Source organism: Pseudomonas putida (genome assembly GCF_050990305.1).
In the GTDB taxonomy this organism is placed as follows: Bacteria; Pseudomonadota; Gammaproteobacteria; order Pseudomonadales; family Pseudomonadaceae; genus Aquipseudomonas; species Aquipseudomonas putida_AH.
The window spans coordinates 889,427-910,744 of sequence record NZ_CP158817.1; the positions used below are offsets into that span (position 1 = coordinate 889,427).

Here is a 21,318-nt window from a genome sequence, read left to right on the forward strand (position 1 = left end):
GGGCGCCAACCCCGAATCGCGTTTCTTAATGAAGGTGGCAGCTGTGCGCAGGTTAGTAGACCGGGTCGTATGAATCCGGCGCACCCGAAGGTGCCCTGCGCACAGCGGCCGTCAAGGGCAGGTATGGGGATACCTGCCTATCAGGAGCGCAAACGCACTTCATACGACCACGGGCTACTAAACCCGATCACTGAGTATTCAGTGACACGGATCAAGTTAGTGATGGCCCTCGAAGCGCACAAGCCGGCGGACTCTGGAGGAGTTGTAGGTAACGCCGCAAGCTGATGTAGCCGGTTGGATGGATTTCAGAAACGGCCTACAGGGTGGTGTGAAAAGTCTGATGGCGGATGTTTCGCGGGCAAGTTTGCCCGCAGTGATCTCAAGGGCGCTGCGTCCATAGCGAGCGCGCTGCTACAGAATCGGGGTGCCCTGATGGAAGAGCATTTGCCATTGCTCGTTCTGCTTGCGCCATATTGAACTGCGCAAGCTATTGCTGGTTTCGGTATGACATTGATAGGTCACCAGCGCGGTGTTCTCAGACAGCGGTTTGATTGCAAACTGACTGATGGTTCGTTGGCTGAAACTATCCTTTGGCAACTGCTGGATCACCTCGGCCTTAGTCCAGATGCTGCCGCTGGCGCCGAACTCGATGAAGTCATCGGCGAGCAGGCCGGAGAGTTCATCAGCATTGCATCGGGTTGCTTCGGATAGTAGGCGTTGTTCGAGTCGTAGAAGTGTTTGAGACAAATTCATGGCGTTGACCTTTTCCTTAGTTATTCGTTTTCACCTTGCGTGGAGTACCAAGTCGAAGCTGTGTAGGACTTTTCTGTCGGAACGCTTTCCTGAGTCTGTAGCTTGAGTCTGGTTTTCCATTCCACTGGGTTTTACCCACGACAACGCATTCCTTGACGTCTAGCGTTCGAGGGGCATTTTGCAAAAAGCGAATTACCTCGATCAGGAGCATATGAAAAATGGATGCGATGAAAATTGATATCGGAGCGTTGGCAACAAAGCGACCTGAAACGCCTGTTTCTCTTATCGAGCGTTATTACGATCTGATCGTCAGCAGTTCTTCCGAATTTGAGATAAGTACCAGCGACGCGGCTTTCGAACCATCTATGAGATTGCCTGAACTTGACTCCCGTATGCAGTCTTTTCTATCCGTTGCCACTGCGCAGCTTTTCGAGATAGGTAGCTATCGAAATGTGCCGCTGCGCTTATTCGACCTGAGACAAAACGAAAATACGCAAACGACAAAAACCTTTGCCTCCACGCTGATCGTTGCTCGTGCCATCCGGCATATTCAGGAAACTGGTGAAAACATTCTGTTGTTTTCCCCTTCATCGGGAAATAAAGCCATTGCACTACGTGACGCGGTTCTACGTGCACTGAAAGCCAAATTGGTTCACCCAGAGCAGTTGCGTATCGTCACGCTGACGCCTATGCAGACTATCGGGAAATTGCGAAAGACTGAGCTTTACGATGACCCTCGGCTGCGTGATCTTAATCCGGTATTCGTCCTTGATACAGAGTCGCCGGAGGCTGTGAAAATTGTAGGACAGCAGTTCAAGGATCTCTTTAATCGCCAGCCAGTGGGTGATTCGAAGCTGTGGCATTCATTGCGACTTGAGAACTACCGATTCTCTGATCAGGCTCGAGCGTTTTTCGACTTCGAGTACGGAGACGCTTGGGACACTGATCGCAAGACGGTACATGTGCATGCGGTGTCGAGCGCTTATGGTCTTCTGGGATATTGCTCTGGTGTGGAGTTATTGAAGCGTCAGAGAGAAAAAGTTTCCACTCCTTCATTTTTATTGGTTCAACACTTAGCTACCAGTGACATGGTTCTGCACTTGCTGGACGGAAATTTCGAGGGCGCTTCCACTCCACGTTACATTCAGGAGGGGAACGGTCTGTGGACGCAATCGGAATCTGCACATTTTCCTGCAAAGACCTGGAGTCCCGCAGAGATCCTTGAGCCCACTTTTTACACTCATCAGCCAACGACAGCTGTGGAAATGTCCAAGTATGTCAGAGCCAGTGGTGGGTCAGGAATTGTCGTTTCGCTCTATGAATGCATGCAACGCTACAGCGAATGCGCTCATTTGCTCGCCAGTACCCCTGTTCGACTGCCCAACGATCCTCGGGATTTAAAAGAGTGGTCGTTGGTGATGGCGATGACCGGGTGCCTGAATGCGATTGATCGAGAGTTGCTGGAGGGGGTGGATGGTTTCACCATTCATGCATCAGGTACCTATTGTCATGGAGACTATCAAGTCCTGCCGCTCGATGGTTTTTCATTAATAGGCAGTGCTGAAGAGATGATAGAAACCCTTCGTAACCGTAACAATACATGAGTGCTGATATTCAAATGACTCAGAAAGCGCTCTGCCATTTTCGTATTTACAGTGGGAGTTCCAGAGCCGGTTGTCCGGCTCGCTTTATGTATGTCGGGGTGGCAGAGGGGTTGCTCTACATTGCCCCTTTTGTGGATCAATGCTTTTTCGAGCATTCATCCGTGGAGCGAGAGGGTGTTTTGGAATGGGAGCAACTTGAGGTTTTTCTAGAGCAGAATCAAACCGACATGAGTTTGTTGATGGCGCTGTCGGCGGTCGTCCAGCGATTCCAGCAACCGGGCGATATTGTCGGGCTCAGCAGGATTCACCAGAAAGTCGATGTGTCTGCGGGGTGGAAGTATGTGTTGGGGGAACTCTCCCATCGGGAAAGCAAGCGCAGGACTCAATCGATAAAACAGGGTTTTAATTTCGATGTATCAACTAAGGATGAAGACTTTTTTTCTTTTTATCGCTCCATGCACGTTCCGACAATGAACGCGCGCTATGGGGCATTTGCTCGAAGCGTACAGGAGCAGTCGGCATATCAAGATTTGTTCAAGCAGGGAGTGTTATTTCGCGTCCATTTGAACAAGGAGTGGATAGCAGGGAGTGTTTCCCAGATAGATTGGGCGGCGCGCACTTTGAATGCACGCTTGATCGGAGTGAAAGACGGTGGAGCACTTTATCGGGAAAATGGGGCGCAGAATTTTGTTTATCACGCGATCTTGGAGTGGGCCTCCAATCAATCGTCGATTGACAGTGTCGACTTCCAAGGTTGTGAGCCATTTTTGAGCAAAGGTACGTTCCAATACAAAAAGCGCTTCGGCGCTCAGGCCATTGTTCCCGCGAACCCGTTCGGTCTAATGCGAATATTGATTCGAGTACCGACACTTTCCGCTGCCGCTCGACAGTTTTTGATTAACAATCCTTTCATTGGTCTGGATTCTGACAGACAGCTTCAAGCTCAGTATTTTTATGATTCGGATCACGAGATTCGTTTGGATATTCCATTTGCTTCAAAAGGCATTTACAGCCAAGTGAGTCACAACCTGGATCAATGGCATGACTAGCCGGTTCGCTCACCTGATTCGGTTGGACGGCTATTTCTCAAAAATGGCTTGGGTACTTGCTGCATTGATCTTCATCAGTCGGTTGAGCGCCATGGTCAAGTTGTTCATGGCGTTGTATCTGCGTCAGGAGCTGGGACTGCCAATTGAGACCGTTGGCTGGCTGTTATCGGGTTACGGAGCAGGGTTACTGATTGGATCGATGGGCGGTGGACTGTTGAGCGATTATTTCTCCACTGCGCGGCTTTCTACCTTGTTGTTTTTTTTATCGGCGTGGATCCTGATTTTATTGGGTCTGGTAACCAATGTGTTTTTGTTAGCTGGATTGCTGCTGTTTAGCGGTGCGCTCGATGGTGCGAATCGTACGCTGCATCAGCGTTTGATCATGGAGTATTGCGATGTTGCACAACGTGCCCGTACGCAGTCTTTAAGCCGTGTTGCCAGTAACCTTGGTATGGCGGTAGCAGGAGTGATCGGGGGATTTTTGGCACAGACTGATTTTCGATGGGTGTTTTTCGTCAGTGCAGCCATGACGCTGCTGGCCTTGGTCTGGTTTGTCCGGGCGACTGCCCGTCGAAAGGTGCTGACGCCGGAAGAGTTTGCCGACACTACTTCAGGTTCAGGTGTTCCTTTTAGCGACAAGCCCTTTCTTTGGTTACTGGCGGCTTCTGTTTTTCTCGGCCTTGCATTCGAACCGGTCTACAGCATGTTGGGTAACTATTTACTCGATTTCTATCAACTGGGGCCTGAGGTTGTGGGATGGTTATTTGCCCTCAATGCGGTGCTTGTGGTTTTACTGCAAATTCCGTTATCCCATCTGAGCGAAACATGGGGAGCGCGCCGGCAACTACTGGCGGGCGCCGTTTTGCTGGCCTGTGGACTTGGAATGTTGCCCTGGGGAACAGATGTTTTTTATGCGTGCCTGTCGACCGTAATTTGGACGCTGGGCGAAATCCTGTTTATGCCAACGTTGAACGTCCTGGTCATGCAGCGTGCGCAAGCAGGTAGAAGCGGGCTTTATTTTGGTGCTTTTTCAATGTGCTGGAGTACGAGTGTGCTTCTTTCACCGACATTGGGCGGCCAGCTGTACGGCCACCTGGGAGGGCACAGTGTCTGGATTGCAGGCGCGTTCCTGGCATTGTTATCGATGCCATTGATTTACCAGGCAACACGCTTACACCCAGGCGAATCGTCAGCTTCCCTTCGCCAAGTGAAACGGCACCATAGCTGATCTGGTTATAACTCTTATTCAAATCCAATCTCTACAACCACCGCATTCCGTCCCTTCGTTAGCGTCCTATCTGGAGAACCTTGCTGATCGGAACTAAATTTCATTCAGCGCCAGACAGGCCCTCAAGAAAGGATGGATTCGGCTATGAACAAGTTATTGCGCGTTTTACTGCTGGTGAAGGTATTGGTGATGCTGTCCTTCGGGACGTCGATGGCCTGGGCAGAATGTGAGAATCACGATACTCAGGCGTCGAGCGGTCAGGCGGGGCAGGGTGAGTTGATGATTGCCGCCTCCGATTCGGAACCAGGCGATAAAGGGCAGGGTGGAAGCGAAGGTGACGATGATTCGACCACCGACGAGCCGGACTCCGATGACTCGGACGAAGGCGATAGCCAGACTTAGATCACAGGCCAAATAAAACCCCTTCTGCCTCGATTGATGCGCAATCGAAATAGAAGGGGTTGGGTTAACACATATCCCTGTGGGAGCGAGCCTGCTCGCGAAAGCGGTGTGTCAGTCAGCAATGATGTTGGCTGAAATGACGCCTTCGCGAGCAGGCTCGCTCCCACAGTTTTTTTGGCGCTTTTACAAGAACTGCTCGGCGTAGTGGCAAGCCACCTGACGAGTATCGAGCGCGCGCAAGGCCGGCACTTCGCTGCTGCAACGCTCGGTGGCGTATGGGCAGCGTTTGTGGAAGGCGCAGCCCGGTGGCGGGTTCAGCGGGTTGGGCAGCTCACCGACGATCTTGATTTTCGGCTTGGACGGGTCCGGGTGGATGGTCGGTGTCGCCGACAGCAGTGCCTGGGTGTACGGGTGCAGGGGACGGGCGTAGATGTCCTCCTTCGGACCGATTTCCACCGGGCGACCGAGGTACATCACCATCACGTCATCGGCCACATGTTGCACCACCGCGAGGTTGTGGGAGATGAACACGTAACCGGTGTTGAACTCCTGCTGCATGTCCATGAACAGGTTCAGCACCTGCGCCTGGATCGACACGTCCAGCGCCGAGGTCGGTTCGTCCGCCACCAGCACTTTGGGTTGCAGCATCATGGCGCGAGCCAGGGCGATCCGTTGGCGCTGGCCGCCGGAGAACATGTGCGGGTAACGCTGGTAGTGCTCAGGACGCAAGCCCACCTGCTTCATCATCGCCTGGACTTTCTCGCGACGCTCCGCGGCCGACAGGTTGGTGTTGATCAGCAGCGGTTCGGCCAACTGGTCACCAATTTTTTGCCGTGGGTTGAGCGAGGCGTACGGGCTCTGGAACACCATCTGCACGTCTTTGCGCAGTTGCTTGCGCTGGGCCTTGTCGGCGCCAGCCACTTCCTGGCCGGCGATTTTCAAGGAGCCGGACGACGGCTCTTCGATCAGGGTCAGGGCGCGGGCCAGGGTGGATTTGCCGCAGCCCGATTCACCTACGACGGCGAGGGTCTTGCCGGCTTCCAGTTCGAACGATACACCGTTGAGGGCGCGCACGGTGGCATGCCCCTTGAACAGGCCACGGGACACTTCGTAGTGACGGGTCAGGTCGCGGGCGGTAAGTACGACGGCCATTACGCCACCTCCTGGTTCAGCGGGTAGAAGCAGCGGGCGAGGCTGTTGCTTTTCGGGTCAAGGGTTGGACGCTGCGCGCGGCAGTTGTCCTGAACGTACGGGCAGCGCGGCGACAGCAGGCAGCCCTGTGGACGGTCGTAACGGCCCGGCACGATGCCCGGCAGGGTCGACAGGCGCGAGGCGCCCAGGCTGTGTTCCGGAATCGCCTTGAGCAGCGCTTCGCTGTACGGGTGCGCCGGGATGTCGAACAGTTGCGGTACCTGGCCGACTTCAACGGCTTGGCCGGCGTACATCACGCACACGCGCTGGGCGGTTTCGGCCACGACGGCGAGGTCGTGGGTGATCAGCACCAGGCCCATGTTCTGCTCTTTCTGCAACGCCAGCAGCAGGTCCATGATCTGCGCCTGGATCGTTACGTCGAGGGCGGTGGTCGGCTCGTCGGCAATCAGCAGTTTCGGCTCGCCGGCAATCGCCATGGCGATCGCGACACGCTGGCTCATACCGCCGGACAGTTGGTGCGGGTAGGCATCCATACGGCTGGCCGCGCCCGGGATTTCAACTTTTTCCAACAGCTCGATGGCGCGCTTGCGGGCGGCCTTGCCGGACATTTTCAGGTGCAGGCGCAGCACTTCTTCGATCTGGAAACCGACGGTGTAGCTTGGGTTCAGCGCGGTCATCGGATCCTGGAAGACCATGGACAGGTCTTTACCGACGATCTGCCGACGCTGGCGATTGCTGAGCTTGAGCATGTCCTTGCCGTCAAAGCTGAGCGAGTCGGCAGTGACGATCCCCGGGTGCTCGATCAGGCCCATCAGCGCCATCATGGTTACGGACTTGCCGGAACCGGATTCGCCAACGATGGCCAGGACTTCGCCCTTGTCTACCTTCAGGTCGAGGCCGTCGACCACGGGTGTAGCGTTCTTGTCGCCGAAGCGAACATTGAGATTCTTGATTTCTAGCAGTGACATGGGAATCTCCTCAGGCGGCGTTCTTGAGTTTCGGATCCAGCGCGTCGCGCAGGCCGTCGCCCATCAAGTTGATTGCCAGCACGCTGAGCAAAATGGTCAAACCAGGCAGGCTGACGACCCACCAGGCGCGTTCGATGTAGTCGCGGGCCGAGGCCAGCATGGTGCCCCACTCAGGGGTTGGCGGTTGTACGCCAAGACCGAGGAAGCCCAGGGCGGCGGCATCGAGAATCGCTGAGGAGAAGCTCAACGTCGCCTGAACGATCAGGGGCGCCATGCAGTTGGGCAGCACGGTCACGAACATCAGGCGTGGCAGGCCGGCACCGGCCAGGCGTGCGGCGGTCACGTAGTCGCGGTTCAGCTCGCCCATCACCGCAGCGCGGGTCAGACGAACGTAGGACGGCAAGGACACCACGGCGATGGCGATCACGGTATTGATCAGACCTGGGCCGAGGATGGCGACGATCGCCACGGCCAGCAGCAGGGAGGGCAGGGCCAGCATGATGTCCATCAAACGCATGATGGTCGGGCCGACCACGCGCGGGAAGAACCCGGCGAACAGACCCAGCAGGATGCCGGGAATCAGCGACATCACCACCGACGACAAGCCGATCAGCAGCGACAGGCGCGAACCTTGGATCAGGCGCGACAGCAGGTCGCGACCCAGTTCATCGGTACCCAGCAGGAACTGCATCTGCCCACCTTCCAGCCAGGCTGGCGGGGTCAGCAGGAAGTCACGGTACTGTTCGCTCGGATCATGAGGGGCGACCCACGGCGCGAAGATCGCGCAGAAAATCACCAGCAGCATGAACAGCAGGCCGGCGACGGCCCCTTTGTTCTTGGCAAAGGCTTGCCAGAATTCCTTGTACGGCGACGGATACAGCAGGCTTTGATCCACGGCGGTGGCGGCGGTGGCTACTGAGGATGTTGGAGTGCTCATGGGTATTGACCTCAGCGCTGATGACGGATGCGTGGGTTGGCAAAGCCGTAGAGGATGTCCACTACGAAGTTGACCAGAATCACCAGGCAGGCGATTAACAGGATGCCGTTTTGCACAACGGGGTAGTCACGGGCGCCGATGGCTTCGATCAGCCATTTGCCGATGCCCGGCCAGGAGAAGATGGTTTCGGTCAGGACCGCACCGGCCAGCAGGGTGCCGACTTGCAGGCCGACCACGGTCAGTACCGGGATCAGCGCGTTACGCAGGCCGTGCACGAAGACCACGCGCGATGGCGACAGGCCCTTGGCCTTGGCGGTACGGATGTAGTCCTCGCGCAGCACTTCTAGCATCGACGAACGGGTCATCCGTGCGATCACCGCCAGCGGGATGGTGCCGAGCACGATGGCCGGCAGGATCAGGTGATGCAAGGCGTCGAGGAAGGCGCTGACGTCATCGGCCAGCAGCGTATCGATCAGCATGAAACCGGTGCGCGGCTCGATGTCATACAGCAGGTCGATCCGCCCGGACACCGGGGTCCAGCCCAGGGACACCGAGAAGAACATGATCAGGATCAGGCCCCACCAGAAGATCGGCATCGAGTATCCCGCCAAGGAGACACCCATGACCCCATGGTCGAACAGGGACCCTCGCTTGAGTGCCGCGATCACCCCGGCCAGAAGGCCCAGGATGCCGGCGAACAGCAGGGCGGCCATGGACAGTTCCAGGGTCGCGGGGAAAAGGGACGTGAACTCGGTCCAGACGCTTTCACGGGTACGCAGGGATTCCCCCAGGTCGCCGTGGGCCAGTTTCCCGATGTAATCCAGGTACTGGGCATACAGGGGCTTGTTCAGACCTAGGCGTTCCATTGCCTGAGCATGCATCTCGGGGTCGACCCGACGTTCACCCATCATCACTTCCACGGGGTCGCCGGGGATCATGCGAATCAACGCGAAAGTCAGCAAGGTGATGCCGAAGAACGTGGGGATCAGTAACCCCAGTCGGCGGGCAATAAAACTAAACATCGTGTGGTGTACCTCATCAGCCGGTTAGGCGTGCCCGGCGTGCCTGGGGTCAGGCACACCGGGAGTTTCTTATCTACTTCACCTGGGTGGTGGCGAAGTTATTTGTTGTGAGCGGACTAATTTGGTAGCCCTCTACGTTGTTGCGCATTGCGGTAAACATTCTAGTGTGCGCCATGCTGATCCATGGCTGGTCCTGGTTAAAGATAACCTGAGCCTGTTCGTAGAGTGCTGCACGTTCGGCCGGGTCGGTTTTCTCCCGGGCCTGATCGATCAGGGCCTGGAATTTATCATTGCACCAGCGTGCGTAGTTTTCGCCGTTCTTGGCGGCTTCGCAACTGAGCATAGGTGTTAGGAAGTTGTCCGGGTCGCCGTTATCGCCCGCCCATCCGGCGGACACCATATCGTGCTCGCCGTTTTTAGCGCGCTTGAGCATTTCGCCCCATTCCATCACGCGGATGTCGATCTTGATACCGACCTTGGCCAGGTCGGCCTGCATCATCTGCGCGCCGAGCATCGGGTTCGGGTTGGTCGGGCCGCCACCGTTACGGGTGAACAGGGTGAACGTGGTGCCTTCCGGTACGCCGGCTTCCTTGAGCAGGGCGCGGGCCTTGTCCAGGTCCCGTGGCGGGTTTTTCAGGCTGTGGTTGAAGCCCAGCAGGGTGTCCGGGAACGGGTTGACGCCCACGGTGGCATTGCCCTTACCGAACAGTGCGTTGACATAAGCCTCTTTGTCGAAGGCGATGTCGATAGCTTTGCGCACGCGTACGTCGCTCATGTACTTGTGTTGGGTGTTCATGGCGATGTACGAAACGGTCATGGCATTGAGCTCATCGACCTTCAGCTTCTGGTCTTTCTTGATGCTCGGGATGTCATCCGGTTTGGGGTACAGCGCGACCTGGCACTCGTTGGCCTTGAGCTTTTGCAGGCGCACGTTGTTGTCGGTGGCGATGGCCAGGATCAGCGAATCGGCCGGTGGCTTGCCGCGGAAGTAGTCCGGGTTGGCCTTGAAGCGAACCTGGGCGTCCTTGTTGTAACGCTGGAAGACGAATGGACCGGTGCCGACCGGTTTGTTGTTCAAGTCGCCGGTCTTGTTGGCCTTGAGCAACTGGTCGGCGTACTCGGCGGAGTAGATCGAGGAGAACGCCATGGCGATGTCGGCAAGGAAGGGCGCTTCCTGGCGAGTCAGGGTGAACTTGACCGTGTTGTCGTCAACTTTCTCGACGTTTTTCAGCAGTTCCTTGAAGCCCATGCTTTCAAAGTACGGGAAGCCCACGCTCGAGAGTTTGTGCCATGGATGGTTCGGGTCCAGCTGGCGCTGGAAGCTCCAGACCACGTCATCGGCATTCATGTCGCGCGTTGGCTTGAAGTATTCGGTGGTGTGAAACTTGACGCCCTTGCGAAGATGGAACGTGTAGGTCAGGCCGTCGTCGCTGATGTCCCAGGATTCGGCCAGGGCCGGAATCACCTCAGTGGTGCCGGGCTTGAAGTCCGCCAGCCGATTGAAGATGGTTTCGGCCACCGCGTCGGCGGTGACGGCAGTCGTGTACTGGACCATGTCGAAGCCTTCGGGGCTGGCTTCGGTGCAAACCACCAGGGGTTTGGCCGATACACCCACCGCGACACTCAGCAAGGCGGCCGCGATGGCCGCACGTAGGGGAAGCATTTTCATCAAGAACCCTCTGCAATCGGTTTGAAGGACAAAAGCCGAACGGCCGGCTCATCGTTGAGCCAGTCGTTCGACCGGTGCATTACAGAATGTTGAACGGAACAGTGGTCACGAGACGGAACTCGTTGATGCTGCCGTCAGCCTGGTTTTCGCTGGCACGGTGAGCGGTGTAGGTGCCGCGGATCGTGGTGGCCTTGAGCGGGCCACTCTGCACGGCGTAGGTTGCGCCGATGCCATATTCATAATGGGTTTCGCCATCCTGACTCTGGATGCCGTCGTAACCCTTGCCAACCACGCCGCCGTTGCCGGTGTAGTGGGTGCCGTCGATGCCCCAGCCACGCGCCTGGTAGATGTTGAACTTCAGGCCAGGCACGCCGTATTCAGCCATGTTCAGACCGTAGGCCACCTGGAACGATTTTTCGTTCGGGCCGTTGAAGTCCGACAGCAGGGAGTTGGCCAGGTAGATGCCGTTGGTTTCGTGCAGGTAGTCGAAGTACTCGTTACCGTTCACTTCCTGGTACGAGAAGGTCAGGCTGTGAGCCTGGTGGGTCAGGCCCAGCGACAGCGAGTACGTGTCGTTGTCGATGTCGCCGATCAGGGCCTTACCGGTTTCCTTGGTTTTGTAGTAGTTCAGGCCGGTGGTCAGGCTCAGTACCTGGCTATCGCCCAGTACGTGAGAGGCGCCGAAGTAGTACTGGTTCCAGATGTCTTCAGCCTGGGTCGCCCAGAGGCTGGTGGTCAGGCTGGCGAGCGGGTTGTAGGTGATACCGCCGGTGTAGACGTGGTCGGTTTCGACGATGCCGTTGGCGTATTCGGTGCGGAATTTGCGCTGGCTTTCTTCGGTACGCGGTGAGTTGCGGTCGAACGTGGCCAGGTCGAACTGCAGGTTGTTCAGCTCTTCGCTGTGGATCGCCACACCCTGGAAGCTCGATGGCAGTGCACGGTTACCGATGACATCGACCATCGGGCTGCTGAAGTTCATGCGGCCGGCGGTCAGGGTGGTGTTTGAAACGCGGGCCTTGACGTTGGCCAGGCCCAGTTTGCTCCACTGACCAACAGCATCGCCGCCTTCTTCGGTCAGCGTACGGTTGTTGCCTGCGCCAGGACGAGTGCCCGGTGCGCCACCGTTGTTGGAGGCCAGGTCCTTGCGGTCACGGTCCAGGGCAATGGCGTTGTAGGCCGCCACTTCAGTGCTGAATCCAACAGCGCCTTCGGTGAAGCCCGAGTTGTACTTGACGATGGTGCCCTGAACCCAGTTGATACGACGGTCAGTCGGGGTCGATACGCCGTCTTTCTTGTAGGCGAATTTACCGCCGCGCTGGAGTTGTTCATTGGCATACCAGTTACGGGTCGTGCCGCTGATCGACTGGCCCTCGAGGAAGCCGGTGGCTTCAGCTTGGGCGCTCTTTTCATTCACGGTCACCGGGGTGAATGCCTGGCTTTGGGTTTCGGCGTAAGCCGTGGCGGTGATACTGCTGATGGCCACAGCCAACATTGCGGTGCTGCTCAGTTTCATGGGTGAAGCTCCTTACTTTCTTTATTGTTATGCCGGTCTTTTTGGGTGATCCGGCTATTCGCTTTGGAACTCATTTCACGCTCTGCAAACGTTTGCTGTGTGCCAAATTGGCGAATAACGGCAATACGCTTGCGTGAGGGTGCATTGCACCCCCAGCGTTTTAGCTACACGGTTTTATTATTTTTCGATGCTGACACCCGAGAACACGTTGCGACCGAACGGGCTGACCTTGAACCCTTCGACTTTGGCGCTCAACGGCTGGTTGACCGTCGAGTGGGCGACTGGCGTGATCGGTACCTGCTGCTTGAGGTACTGCTGCGCCTGTTTGTAGAGCTCGGTGCGTTGCTCGCGGTCGGTCACGACCTTGGCCTGCTTGATCAGCTTGTCGTAAGCCGGATCGCACCACATGGAGTAGTTGTTGCCGCCGATGGCATCGCAGCTGTACAGCGTGCCGAGCCAGTTGTCCGGGTCACCGTTGTCACCGGTCCAACCGATCAGGCTGATGTCATGCTCGCCGTTCTTGGTGCGCTTGATGTACTCGCCCCACTCGTAGCTGACGATCTTGACCTTGAGGCCGATCTTCGCCCAATCCGCCTGGAGCATTTCGGCCATCAACTTGGCGTTAGGGTTGTACGGACGCTGGACGGGCATGGCCCACAGGGTGATTTCGGTGCCTTCCTTCACGCCGGCTGCCTTGAGCAGTTCCTTGGCTTTTTCCGGGTTGTAGGCGGCGTCCTTGATCGTCTCGTCGTAGGACCACTGAGTTGGCGGCATGGCGTTGACCGCCAGTTGCCCCGCGCCCTGGTAAACGGCGTTGAGAATGCTTTGCTTGTTCACCGCCATGTCCAGTGCCTGGCGCACTTCGAGTTGGTCGAAAGGCTTGTGACGCACGTTGTAGGCGATGTAGCCCAGGTTGAAACCGGGCTTCTCGATCAGTTGCAGTTTCGGATCGTTCTTCAGTGCGGTCACGTCGGCCGGACGCGGATGCAGGGTGATCTGGCACTCGTTGGCCTTGAGTTTCTGCACGCGCACCGAGGCGTCGGTGTTGATGGCGAAAATCAGGTTGTCGAGCTTCACGCGGCTCGGGTCCCAGTAGTGCTTGTTGCCGGTGTAACGGATGTTGGAGTCTTTCTGGTAACTCTTGAACACGAACGGCCCGGTGCCGATCGGTTTCTGGTTGATGTCGCTCGGCTTGCCTTCAGCCAGCAGCTTGTCGGCGTACTCGGCGGAGAGGATTGCGGCAAAGCTCATGGCAATGTTCTGGATGAACGCGGCGTCCACGCTGTTGAGCGTCATGACCACGGTCAGCGGCCCGGTCTTTTCGACCTTGGCGATGTTCTTGTTCAGGCTCATGCCGTTGAAGTACGGGAATTCGGTCGGGTAAGCCTTACGGAAAGGTTGTTGCGGGTCGAGCATGCGATTGAACGTGAACAGCACGTCATCGGCATTGAAGTCGCGGGTCGGAGTGAAGTACTTGGTCGTGTGAAACTTCACCCCAGGGCGCAGGTGAAAGGTGTACTTGAGGCCGTCCTCGGAAATATCCCAACTGGTCGCCAGGCCCGGTACGACATTGGTCGAGCCTTTTTCAAACTCTGCCAGGCGGTTGTACAGCGGCTCGGCGGCATCGTTGTCGGTCGCAGTGGTGTACTGCGCCGTATCGAAACCGGCGGGACTGCCTTCGGAGCAGAACACCAGGCTGTTATTGGCGGCCTGGCTCATGGAAGTGGCAGCCAACAGGCCGGTGCCCAGCAAGGCGGATAAAACCAAGGTATGGCGCATGACGCTCCCTCTTGTTCAGTGTATTGGCAATGAGCCTTCGTCCCGTCCGGGGACGTGGAGGCTTCATTGGTTTCCAGCCATGACGTACAGCAAAAGTAACCGATGACCCACGCATGAACTGGTCAGGTCCCGACGGTATGAACCGTAGGCCCGGCAGTAAATGCGAAAAGTCCGAAAGACTTGTGGGAAAAGTCAACGCGTCCTAGCGTACTGCTGTAGGCAGCAGACGATTTGGATGTAGGTGATTTCCTGCTTTCTCGGTAGATAGAGTAACGGCGACGTCAGAAACGTCGCCGTTACCAAACCTTACTTGCTGACGCTGACGCCGTAGAAGGAGTTCAAGCCAAATGGGCTGATCTTGAAGTCCTGTACTTCGGCACGCATGGGTTGGAACACCGTCGAGTGAGCGATAGGTGTGTAGGGAACAGCATCTTTGAGGACGTGTTGCGCCTCTTTGTACAGCTCGGTGCGCTTGGCCTGGTCCGAAGTGCGCTTGGCTTGCTTGACGAGGTCGTCAAACTTCTTGTCGCACCACTTGGAGAAGTTGTTGCCATCGAGCGAATCGCAACCGAACAGCACGTTCAGCCAGTTATCGGGGTCACCATTGTCACCGCTCCAGCCAATCAGCATGCCTTGCTGTTCGCCACCTTTGGCGCGCTTGATGTATTCGCCCCATTCGTAGCTCTGGATCTTGACGTTCAGGCCGATCTTCTTCCAGTCGGACTGCAACATCTCAGCCATCAACTTGGCATTCGGGTTGTATGGACGCTGTACAGGCATGGCCCACAGAACGATCTCGGTGCCTTCTTTAACGCCAGCTTCCTTGAGCAGCTCTTTGGCTTTCTCAGGGTCGTACTTGGCATCTTTGATGGTGGTGTCGTAGGACCACTGGGTCGGCGGCATGGCGTTGACGGCCAGCTGGCCGGCGCCCTGATAAACCGATTCGATGATCTGTGGCTTGTTGACTGCCATATCCAGCGCTTGACGCACTTTCAGGTCGGCCAGCGGGTTTGGAGCAGTTTGACCCTTGAGCTTGGGCATCACGTTGTAGGCGATGTAACCCAGGTTGAAGCCAGCCTGGTCAGGCACTTTCAGGGTCTTGTCTTCCTTCAGCGCCTTCAGGTCGGCCGGGCGCGGGAACAGAGTGATCTGGCACTCGCCTTTCTTGAGCTTCTGGATACGCACCGAAGGGTCGGTGGTGATGGCGAAGATCAGGTTGTCGATCTTGACGTCTTCAGGCTTCCAGTAGTCCTTGTTCCCGGTGTAGCGGATGTTGGAGTCTTTCTGGTAGCTCTTGAACACGAACGGACCAGTGCCGACCGGCTTCTGGTTGATGTCGGCAGCCTTGCCTTCCTTGAGCAGCTGGGCAGCGTACTCGCCGGACTGGATCGAGGCGAAACTCATGGCCAGGTTCTGGATGAACGCGGCATCAACGTCCTTGAGGGTGAACTTGACAGTCTTGTCGTCGACTTTCTCGACCTTGGTGATGTTGGTGTCCATCCCCATGTCGGTGAAGTACGGGAATTCGGTCGGGTACGCCTTACGGAACGGGTCATCCTTGTTAATCATGCGATTAAAGGTGAACAGCACGTCGTCGGCGTTGAACTCACGAGTCGGCTTGAAATACGGGGTGGTGTGGAACTTGACGCCTTCGCGCAGGTGGAAGGTGTAAGTCAGGCCGTCAGCGGAGACGTCCCAGCTGGTCGCCAGGCCAGGAATAACGGCGGTGCCGCCACGCTCGAACTGAGTCAGACGGTTGAACATGGTTTCTGCAGAGGCGTCGAAGTCGGTTCCGGTGGTGTATTGACCCGGATCGAAACCGGCCGGGCTCCCTTCGGAGCAGAACACCAGGTTAGTCGCAGCTTGAGCGAACGGTGCACTAGCCAACAGGCTGGCGCCAACTAAAAACGGAATGACCGCGTGTTTGAGCATGGTGGCCTCATGATTTGTTGTCATTTTTTGATTTTGAGGACGACCTCGTGAGTCGTGCCTGCGGATACTTATGCAGGGGCCATACCCAATGCAAGATGCGATGCGTTTATAAGCCTTAAACGGTGGCACGAACGTACCTTAATGTCGCATATGTGTAATTTTTGACGCATTTAACCGTTTGCGAGGCGTTTTTGCAGTGCATTTCGCGCACTTTTTTGGTGCGTTCAGGCTTTGGGTTGCCCGTGGGCGGGGCGAGGGTGTTACCTATTTAAACCCGGTCCTGTGGGGTTGAATGGGATTGGTTATTGTTGCTCCGCAATTGCGCTTTGGTAGTTGGTTGTACCAAGTGCAACTGATGTCGTTTTTGTCAGGTTGCCTTCCCGTCCCGACATTGAGCATAGATGCTGTTTGCAGAAAAAAAGGCGATCACCGGGAGGTGATCGCCTTTTTTTTGCCTGCGGGTTACTGACTCAAGGCATCAACACTTCAATCGAACCGTCAGCCGTCATGCTCACTTGGCTGGTCCCGGCTTCAACCTCGGGTGTTACTGGTGCGGCACCATCCATGCTGGCGGCTTTCATCATCATCGGTGCGCGCATGTACGGTTGCGGGTAGCCATTAGTGTTGAAGTTCAGGTTGACGATCTTGTAGCCCTTGCCGCCCAGGGCATCGGTCGCCAGTTGGGCGCGGGCCTTGAAGGCTGTCACGGCTTCCTTGAGCAGGGCGTCCTCACTGGCCTTGCGCGTTGGCGTGGCAATGGCGAAGTCCATGCCGCCCATCTTCAGGTCGGTGAGCAGTTCGCCGGTCAATTTCGACAGTGCGGCGAAATCCGTGCTTTCCAGGCGCAATTCGGCGCGCTCACGCCAGCCAGTGATTTTCTGGCCCTTGGCATCATAGATCGGGTAGCTGTTGCGGCTGCCCTGGCGCAGGGTGATGTCCTTGACCTGCTTGGCCTGGGCCAACGCCTTGTTCATGGTGGTGCTGACGTCGGCGGCGAGTTTGGCCGGGTCGGTGTTTTGCTCTTCGGTGTAGAGGGTCACGATCATCAGGTCGCGCGCCACTTCCTGGCTGACTTCGGCACGCAGGGAAATCTGGTTGTAATGAAGCTCGTCGGCAGCCATGGCCGGAAGGCTGGCGATCGTGCCGACACTCAGGGCGAGAAGGGCGGCGCTGCGGCGGAATGTGTGCATGAAGGCTCCTTAAATGGTGCGCAGGCGTGGTCCGGGCCTGCTTGAAACCATCAGACTCTAGCTTCAATGATCCGGTTCGCACAGTTACAACTTCTATACAGATGTATGGCAATTAACCCTGTGGCGAGGGGGTTTCTGTGGCGAGGGGATTTATCCCCGTTCGGCTGCGGAGCAGTCGCCTGCAGTCTTTTGCATAACCTTGAATACGAGGTCACTGATTTTGGGGCGGCTTCGCCACCCAACGGGGATAAATCCCCTCGCCACAAAGGCCTGCAAGCCATCTACACGTGTGGCGGTTTGCCGCACTTTTGCCTGTCAGCCCCCACGCTTGGTTATACTCCCTGCGATCCGCCTGGAGCGCTCATCAGGAGAGCTCATGCTCGCCCCCGTTCAAATCACCTCCGCCACTCGCCAGAACCTCTGGCGGCTGACCTTCATCCGTACGTTGGTACTGGCTGCCCAGGCCGGTTCCGTGGGCCTGGCCTACTGGCTCGAACTGCTGCCGCTACCCTGGTTCCAACTGGCCGCGACCCTCGGTTGCTCGATGCTGCTGTGCGCGTTCACAGCGATTCGCCTGCGCACATCGTGGCCGGTGACCGAGCTTGAATACGCCGTGCAATTGGCTTGCGACCTGTTTATCCACAGTGCCTTGCTGTATTTCTCCGGTGGTTCGACCAACCCGTTCGTTTCCTATTATCTCGTGCCGCTGACCATTGCCGCCGTGACCTTGCCGTGGCGCTATTCGGTGATCCTGTCGGGCATTGCGCTGACGATGTACACGCTGCTGCTGGCGCGCTTCTACCCATTGCAAACCTTCCCGATTGCCCGGGAAAACCTTCAGGTCTACGGGATGTGGTTGAGTTTTGCCCTCGCCGCGGCAGTGATCACGTTCTTTGCCGCGCGCATGGCTGAAGAGTTGCGTCGTCAGGAAGAACTGCGTGCCATTCGCCGCGAAGAAGGCCTGCGCGATCAGCAATTGCTGGCCGTCGCCACCCAGGCTGCCGGTGCCGCTCATGAATTGGGTACGCCACTGGCGACCATGAGCGTGCTGCTCAAGGAGATGCGCCAGGACCACCACGACCCGATGTTGCAGGATGACCTGAGTGTGCTGCAGGACCAGGTCAAACTCTGCAAGGAAACCTTGCAGCAGCTGGTGCGCGCCGCCGAGGCCAATCGCCGTCTGGCGGTGGAAATGCAGGACGTCACCGATTGGCTCGATGAGGCACTTAACCGCTGGCACTTGATGCGCCCGGAAGCCAGTTATCGATTCCAGCGCCTGGGCCAGGGCACAGTGCCGCGCATGGCGCCGCCGCCGGACCTGACCCAGGCCTTGCTGAACCTATTGAACAACGCCGCCGATGCCTGCCCTGAAGGGCTGCAAGTCACCCTGGACTGGAATGCCGAAGATTTGACCATCAGCATCCGCGACCACGGCGCTGGCGTGCCGCTGGCCATTGCCGAACAGATCGGCAAGCCGTTTTTTACCACCAAGGGCAAAGGCTTCGGCCTGGGCCTGTTTTTGAGCAAGGCCAGCGTGACACGCGCCGGCGGCTCAGTGAAACTCTATAGTCATGAGGAAGGCGGCACGCTCACCGAGCTGCGCCTGCCTCACGGCGCCCGAGGAGACCAACATGAGTGACGAAATCCAGGTTGAAGGCGAAGAACTGCCGCATTTGCTGCTGGTCGACGACGATGCGACCTTTACTCGGGTGATGGCCCGCGCCATGGCTCGGCGCGGCTTTCGTGTCAGCACCGCCAGCTCCGCCGAAGAAGGGCTGGTGCTGGCCCAGGCTGATTTGCCGGACTATGCCGCGCTGGACCTGAAAATGGACGGCGATTCGGGCCTGGTGCTGCTGCCCAAATTGCTGGAAATGGACCCGGAAATGCGCGTGGTGATCCTCACCGGTTACTCTAGCATTGCCACCGCCGTGGAAGCGATCAAGCGCGGTGCCTGCAACTACCTGTGCAAACCGGCCGATGCCGACGATGTGCTGGCTGCGTTGCTGTCCGAACACGCTGACCTCGACAGCCTGGTGCCGGAAAACCCGATGTCCGTGGACCGCTTGCAGTGGGAGCACATTCAGCGCGTGTTGACCGAGCACGAAGGCAACATTTCCGCTACTGCCCGCGCCCTGGGCATGCACCGCCGCACGCTGCAGCGCAAACTGCAGAAACGCCCCGTTCGCCGCTGAACCTGCGCTGAACGAATGCGGGCCGCTCCTCGCGACAAATCGAACCGATCATCTATGATCGGTTCGTGCGTGCCTTTTTCTTTATCGAGCCTTTTCCATGAATCAGAACGCTGAATATTCCGCGGTCAACGATGCTGTGCGCGGGCAGTTTTTCCGAAAAATCTGGGCGATGACCACGCCTTACTGGCGCAGCGAAGAAAAGGGCAAGGCCTGGACGTTGCTGATTGCCGTGATCGCGCTTTCGCTCATCAGCGTCGGTATCTCGGTGTGGTTTAACACCTGGTACAAGGACTTTTATAACGCCCTGCAAAAGAAGGACGAGGCGGCGTTCTGGCAGCTGATTCTGTATTTCTGCGTGATCGCCGCCGTGGCGATTGTCGGGGCGGTGTACCGGCTGTACCTGACGCAGATGCTGACGATCCGCTGGCGAGCATGGCTCACCGAACAGTATTTTTCCCGCTGGCTCGATGACAAAAATTACTACCGGCTGGAGCAGGGCGGCTACACCGATAACCCGGACCAGCGGATTTCCGAAGACCTCAACAACTTCACCTCCAACACGCTGGAGCTGGGCATTGGCTTGCTTCGCAACATTGTCAGCCTGGTGTCGTTCTCGATCATCCTGTGGGGCGTGTCGGGCAGTATCGAAGTGTGGGGTTTTACCATTCCCGGCTACATGTTCTGGTGCGTGCTGGTGTATGCCGTGGTGGGCAGTTGGCTGACGCATTTGATCGGTCGTCGCTTGATCGGCCTGAACAACCAACAACAACGCTTCGAAGCCGACCTGCGTTTTTCCATGGTGCGGATTCGTGAAAATGCCGAAAGCATCGCGTTGTATAACGGCGAGCCGAATGAAAATCGTCGCCTGAGCAGCCGCTTCGGGATGGTCTGGCACAACTTCTGGGACATCATGAAAGTCTCCAAGCGCCTGACGTTCTTCACCGCCGGTTACAGCCAGGCCGCCATCATCTTTCCGTTCATCGTCGCGTCGCCGCGTTACTTGTCCGGCAAGATCGAACTCGGTGAACTGATGCAGATCAGCTCGGCGTTTGGCAACGTGCAGGAAAGCTTCAGTTGGTTCATCAGTGCGTACCAGAGCCTTGCCTCGTGGCGCGCCACCTGTGATCGTCTGTTGAGTTTCCGCCAGGCCATGGCTGACAACGAAGATCGCGCACCGGCCATTGATGTGCAGAGTCATGGGGATGCATTGAAAGTGCATAACCTTGGTCTCGACCTCGCTGACGGCCGTCATTTGCTGACCAATGCCGATATGACGGTGGAGGAGGGCGAGCGCGTCATGCTCAGCGGCCGTTCCGGCAGTGGCAAGTCGACCCTGCTGCGGGCGATGGGGCACTTGTGGCCGACGGGGCATGGCAGCATCCGCATGCCGGCGGCACGCCATCTGTTCCTGCCGCAGAAACCCTATTTGCCGATTGGCACCCTGCGCGAAGCGCTGAGTTATCCACAGCCCGGCGACACCTATCCGAACGAGCGCTATGTGCATGTCTTGGAAACCTGCCGGTTACCGCATCTGGTGGGACGTCTCGATGAAGCCAATCACTGGCAGCGCATGCTTTCGCCGGGTGAGCAGCAGCGCCTGGCCTTCGCCCGTGCGCTACTGTACGCACCGCAATGGCTGTACATGGACGAAGCGACCTCGGCGATGGATGAAGAAGACGAAGCGTCGCTGTATCAGGCGCTGATCGATGAACTGCCTGGGTTGAGCATCGTCAGCGTCGGCCATCGCAGCAGCCTCAAGCGTTTCCACCCGCGGCATGTGCGTATCGACAATGGCCATCTGGTGGACCAGACCGTGACCGCCTAAACACCACCACCCCTTGTAGGAGCTGCCGCAGGCTGCGATCTTTTGATCTTGTCTTTAAAAAGCAAAATCAAAAGATCGCAGCCTGCGGCAGCTCCTACAAGGG

General features: G+C 57.3%; 17 protein-coding genes. 7 read left to right on the top strand and 10 right to left on the bottom strand.

Annotation, left to right across the window (positions count from 1 at the left end):
- Positions 1-411 precede the first annotated feature (411 nt).
- The gene (locus ABTV22_RS03965; RefSeq protein ID WP_433738652.1) at positions 412-753 is read right to left on the bottom strand and encodes a DUF4440 domain-containing protein; all 342 of its coding nucleotides are present in this window, start codon (positions 751-753) and stop codon (positions 412-414) included.
- A 218-nt stretch (positions 754-971) separates the two neighbouring features.
- Between ABTV22_RS03965 and ABTV22_RS03970 the strand changes: the two genes are divergently transcribed.
- The 4 genes from ABTV22_RS03970 (at position 972) to ABTV22_RS03985 (ending at position 5,036) form a co-directional block, all read left to right on the top strand.
- On the top strand, positions 972-2,357 hold the full coding sequence (locus ABTV22_RS03970) for a DUF6002 family protein (RefSeq protein ID WP_433738653.1): 1,386 nt from the start codon (positions 972-974) through the stop codon (positions 2,355-2,357).
- A complete protein-coding gene (locus ABTV22_RS03975; protein WP_433738654.1) occupies positions 2,354-3,406 on the top strand; it encodes a hypothetical protein in 1,053 nt (350 codons plus the stop codon). Before ABTV22_RS03970 ends, ABTV22_RS03975 begins: the two co-directional genes overlap by 4 nt.
- Positions 3,399-4,634 (top strand): MFS transporter, encoded by a 1,236-nt coding sequence (locus ABTV22_RS03980; protein ID WP_433738655.1) that lies wholly within the window; start codon positions 3,399-3,401, stop codon positions 4,632-4,634. Before ABTV22_RS03975 ends, ABTV22_RS03980 begins: the two co-directional genes overlap by 8 nt.
- A 144-nt stretch (positions 4,635-4,778) precedes the next feature.
- The gene (locus ABTV22_RS03985) at positions 4,779-5,036 is read left to right on the top strand and encodes a hypothetical protein (RefSeq protein WP_433738656.1); all 258 of its coding nucleotides are present in this window, start codon (positions 4,779-4,781) and stop codon (positions 5,034-5,036) included.
- Between the two features lie 183 nt (positions 5,037-5,219).
- Here ABTV22_RS03985 and ABTV22_RS03990 read toward each other — a convergent pair whose 3' ends face one another.
- The 9 genes from ABTV22_RS03990 to ABTV22_RS04030 all read right to left on the bottom strand — a co-directional run bounded on the left by ABTV22_RS03990 (position 5,220) and on the right by ABTV22_RS04030 (position 17,198).
- Positions 5,220-6,188 carry a peptide ABC transporter ATP-binding protein gene (locus ABTV22_RS03990; protein ID WP_433738657.1) on the bottom strand — a complete coding sequence of 323 codons (969 nt, stop codon included), beginning with the start codon at positions 6,186-6,188 and terminating at the stop codon, positions 5,220-5,222.
- On the bottom strand, positions 6,188-7,156 hold the full coding sequence (locus tag ABTV22_RS03995) for an ABC transporter ATP-binding protein (protein WP_060542945.1): 969 nt from the start codon (positions 7,154-7,156) through the stop codon (positions 6,188-6,190). The genes ABTV22_RS03990 and ABTV22_RS03995 overlap by 1 nt, the downstream gene beginning before the upstream one ends.
- A gap of 10 nt (positions 7,157-7,166) precedes the next feature.
- Positions 7,167-8,093: an ABC transporter permease subunit gene (locus tag ABTV22_RS04000; protein WP_433738658.1), complete on the bottom strand. Its 927-nt coding sequence runs from the start codon at positions 8,091-8,093 to the stop codon at positions 7,167-7,169.
- Positions 8,094-8,104: 11 nt separating this feature from the next.
- Positions 8,105-9,115 carry an ABC transporter permease subunit gene (locus ABTV22_RS04005; RefSeq protein ID WP_433738659.1) on the bottom strand — a complete coding sequence of 337 codons (1,011 nt, stop codon included), beginning with the start codon at positions 9,113-9,115 and terminating at the stop codon, positions 8,105-8,107.
- 73 nt (positions 9,116-9,188) lie between these two features.
- On the bottom strand, positions 9,189-10,784 hold the full coding sequence (locus tag ABTV22_RS04010; RefSeq protein ID WP_433738660.1) for an ABC transporter substrate-binding protein: 1,596 nt from the start codon (positions 10,782-10,784) through the stop codon (positions 9,189-9,191).
- A 79-nt stretch (positions 10,785-10,863) separates the two neighbouring features.
- Positions 10,864-12,297: an OprD family porin gene (locus ABTV22_RS04015; RefSeq protein WP_433738661.1), complete on the bottom strand. Its 1,434-nt coding sequence runs from the start codon at positions 12,295-12,297 to the stop codon at positions 10,864-10,866.
- A gap of 177 nt (positions 12,298-12,474) precedes the next feature.
- Positions 12,475-14,076, bottom strand: a complete 1,602-nt coding sequence (locus ABTV22_RS04020; RefSeq protein WP_433738662.1) for an ABC transporter substrate-binding protein — start codon at positions 14,074-14,076, stop codon at positions 12,475-12,477.
- Between the two features lie 306 nt (positions 14,077-14,382).
- The gene (locus tag ABTV22_RS04025) at positions 14,383-16,008 is read right to left on the bottom strand and encodes an ABC transporter substrate-binding protein (RefSeq protein ID WP_433738663.1); all 1,626 of its coding nucleotides are present in this window, start codon (positions 16,006-16,008) and stop codon (positions 14,383-14,385) included.
- A gap of 470 nt (positions 16,009-16,478) precedes the next feature.
- Positions 16,479-17,198 carry an SIMPL domain-containing protein gene (locus ABTV22_RS04030; RefSeq protein WP_433738664.1) on the bottom strand — a complete coding sequence of 240 codons (720 nt, stop codon included), beginning with the start codon at positions 17,196-17,198 and terminating at the stop codon, positions 16,479-16,481.
- 376 nt (positions 17,199-17,574) lie between these two features.
- Here ABTV22_RS04030 and ABTV22_RS04035 point away from each other — a divergent pair, with 376 nt between their 5' ends.
- From ABTV22_RS04035 to ABTV22_RS04045, 3 genes are all read left to right on the top strand, one after another.
- Positions 17,575-18,837, top strand: coding sequence for an ATP-binding protein (locus tag ABTV22_RS04035; protein ID WP_433738665.1), 1,263 nt, complete (start codon positions 17,575-17,577; stop codon positions 18,835-18,837).
- Complete coding sequence (locus ABTV22_RS04040; protein WP_433738666.1) at positions 18,830-19,390, top strand: response regulator transcription factor; 561 nt, start codon at positions 18,830-18,832, stop codon at positions 19,388-19,390. The genes ABTV22_RS04035 and ABTV22_RS04040 overlap by 8 nt, the downstream gene beginning before the upstream one ends.
- A 97-nt stretch (positions 19,391-19,487) precedes the next feature.
- Positions 19,488-21,215: an ABC transporter ATP-binding protein/permease gene (locus ABTV22_RS04045; protein WP_433738667.1), complete on the top strand. Its 1,728-nt coding sequence runs from the start codon at positions 19,488-19,490 to the stop codon at positions 21,213-21,215.
- The last annotated feature ends 103 nt before the right edge of the window (positions 21,216-21,318 follow it).

Coding starts and splice junctions, on each gene's coding strand:
- ABTV22_RS03965 (WP_433738652.1), bottom strand. CDS start 753: ATGAATTTGTCTCAAACACTTCTACGACTCGAACAACGCCTACTATCC.
- ABTV22_RS03970 (WP_433738653.1), top strand. CDS start 972: ATGGATGCGATGAAAATTGATATCGGAGCGTTGGCAACAAAGCGACCT.
- ABTV22_RS03975 (WP_433738654.1), top strand. CDS start 2,354: ATGAGTGCTGATATTCAAATGACTCAGAAAGCGCTCTGCCATTTTCGT.
- ABTV22_RS03980 (WP_433738655.1), top strand. CDS start 3,399: ATGACTAGCCGGTTCGCTCACCTGATTCGGTTGGACGGCTATTTCTCA.
- ABTV22_RS03985 (WP_433738656.1), top strand. CDS start 4,779: ATGAACAAGTTATTGCGCGTTTTACTGCTGGTGAAGGTATTGGTGATG.
- ABTV22_RS03990 (WP_433738657.1), bottom strand. CDS start 6,188: ATGGCCGTCGTACTTACCGCCCGCGACCTGACCCGTCACTACGAAGTG.
- ABTV22_RS03995 (WP_060542945.1), bottom strand. CDS start 7,156: ATGTCACTGCTAGAAATCAAGAATCTCAATGTTCGCTTCGGCGACAAG.
- ABTV22_RS04000 (WP_433738658.1), bottom strand. CDS start 8,093: ATGAGCACTCCAACATCCTCAGTAGCCACCGCCGCCACCGCCGTGGAT.
- ABTV22_RS04005 (WP_433738659.1), bottom strand. CDS start 9,115: ATGTTTAGTTTTATTGCCCGCCGACTGGGGTTACTGATCCCCACGTTC.
- ABTV22_RS04010 (WP_433738660.1), bottom strand. CDS start 10,784: ATGAAAATGCTTCCCCTACGTGCGGCCATCGCGGCCGCCTTGCTGAGT.
- ABTV22_RS04015 (WP_433738661.1), bottom strand. CDS start 12,297: ATGAAACTGAGCAGCACCGCAATGTTGGCTGTGGCCATCAGCAGTATC.
- ABTV22_RS04020 (WP_433738662.1), bottom strand. CDS start 14,076: ATGCGCCATACCTTGGTTTTATCCGCCTTGCTGGGCACCGGCCTGTTG.
- ABTV22_RS04025 (WP_433738663.1), bottom strand. CDS start 16,008: ATGCTCAAACACGCGGTCATTCCGTTTTTAGTTGGCGCCAGCCTGTTG.
- ABTV22_RS04030 (WP_433738664.1), bottom strand. CDS start 17,198: ATGCACACATTCCGCCGCAGCGCCGCCCTTCTCGCCCTGAGTGTCGGC.
- ABTV22_RS04035 (WP_433738665.1), top strand. CDS start 17,575: ATGCTCGCCCCCGTTCAAATCACCTCCGCCACTCGCCAGAACCTCTGG.
- ABTV22_RS04040 (WP_433738666.1), top strand. CDS start 18,830: ATGAGTGACGAAATCCAGGTTGAAGGCGAAGAACTGCCGCATTTGCTG.
- ABTV22_RS04045 (WP_433738667.1), top strand. CDS start 19,488: ATGAATCAGAACGCTGAATATTCCGCGGTCAACGATGCTGTGCGCGGG.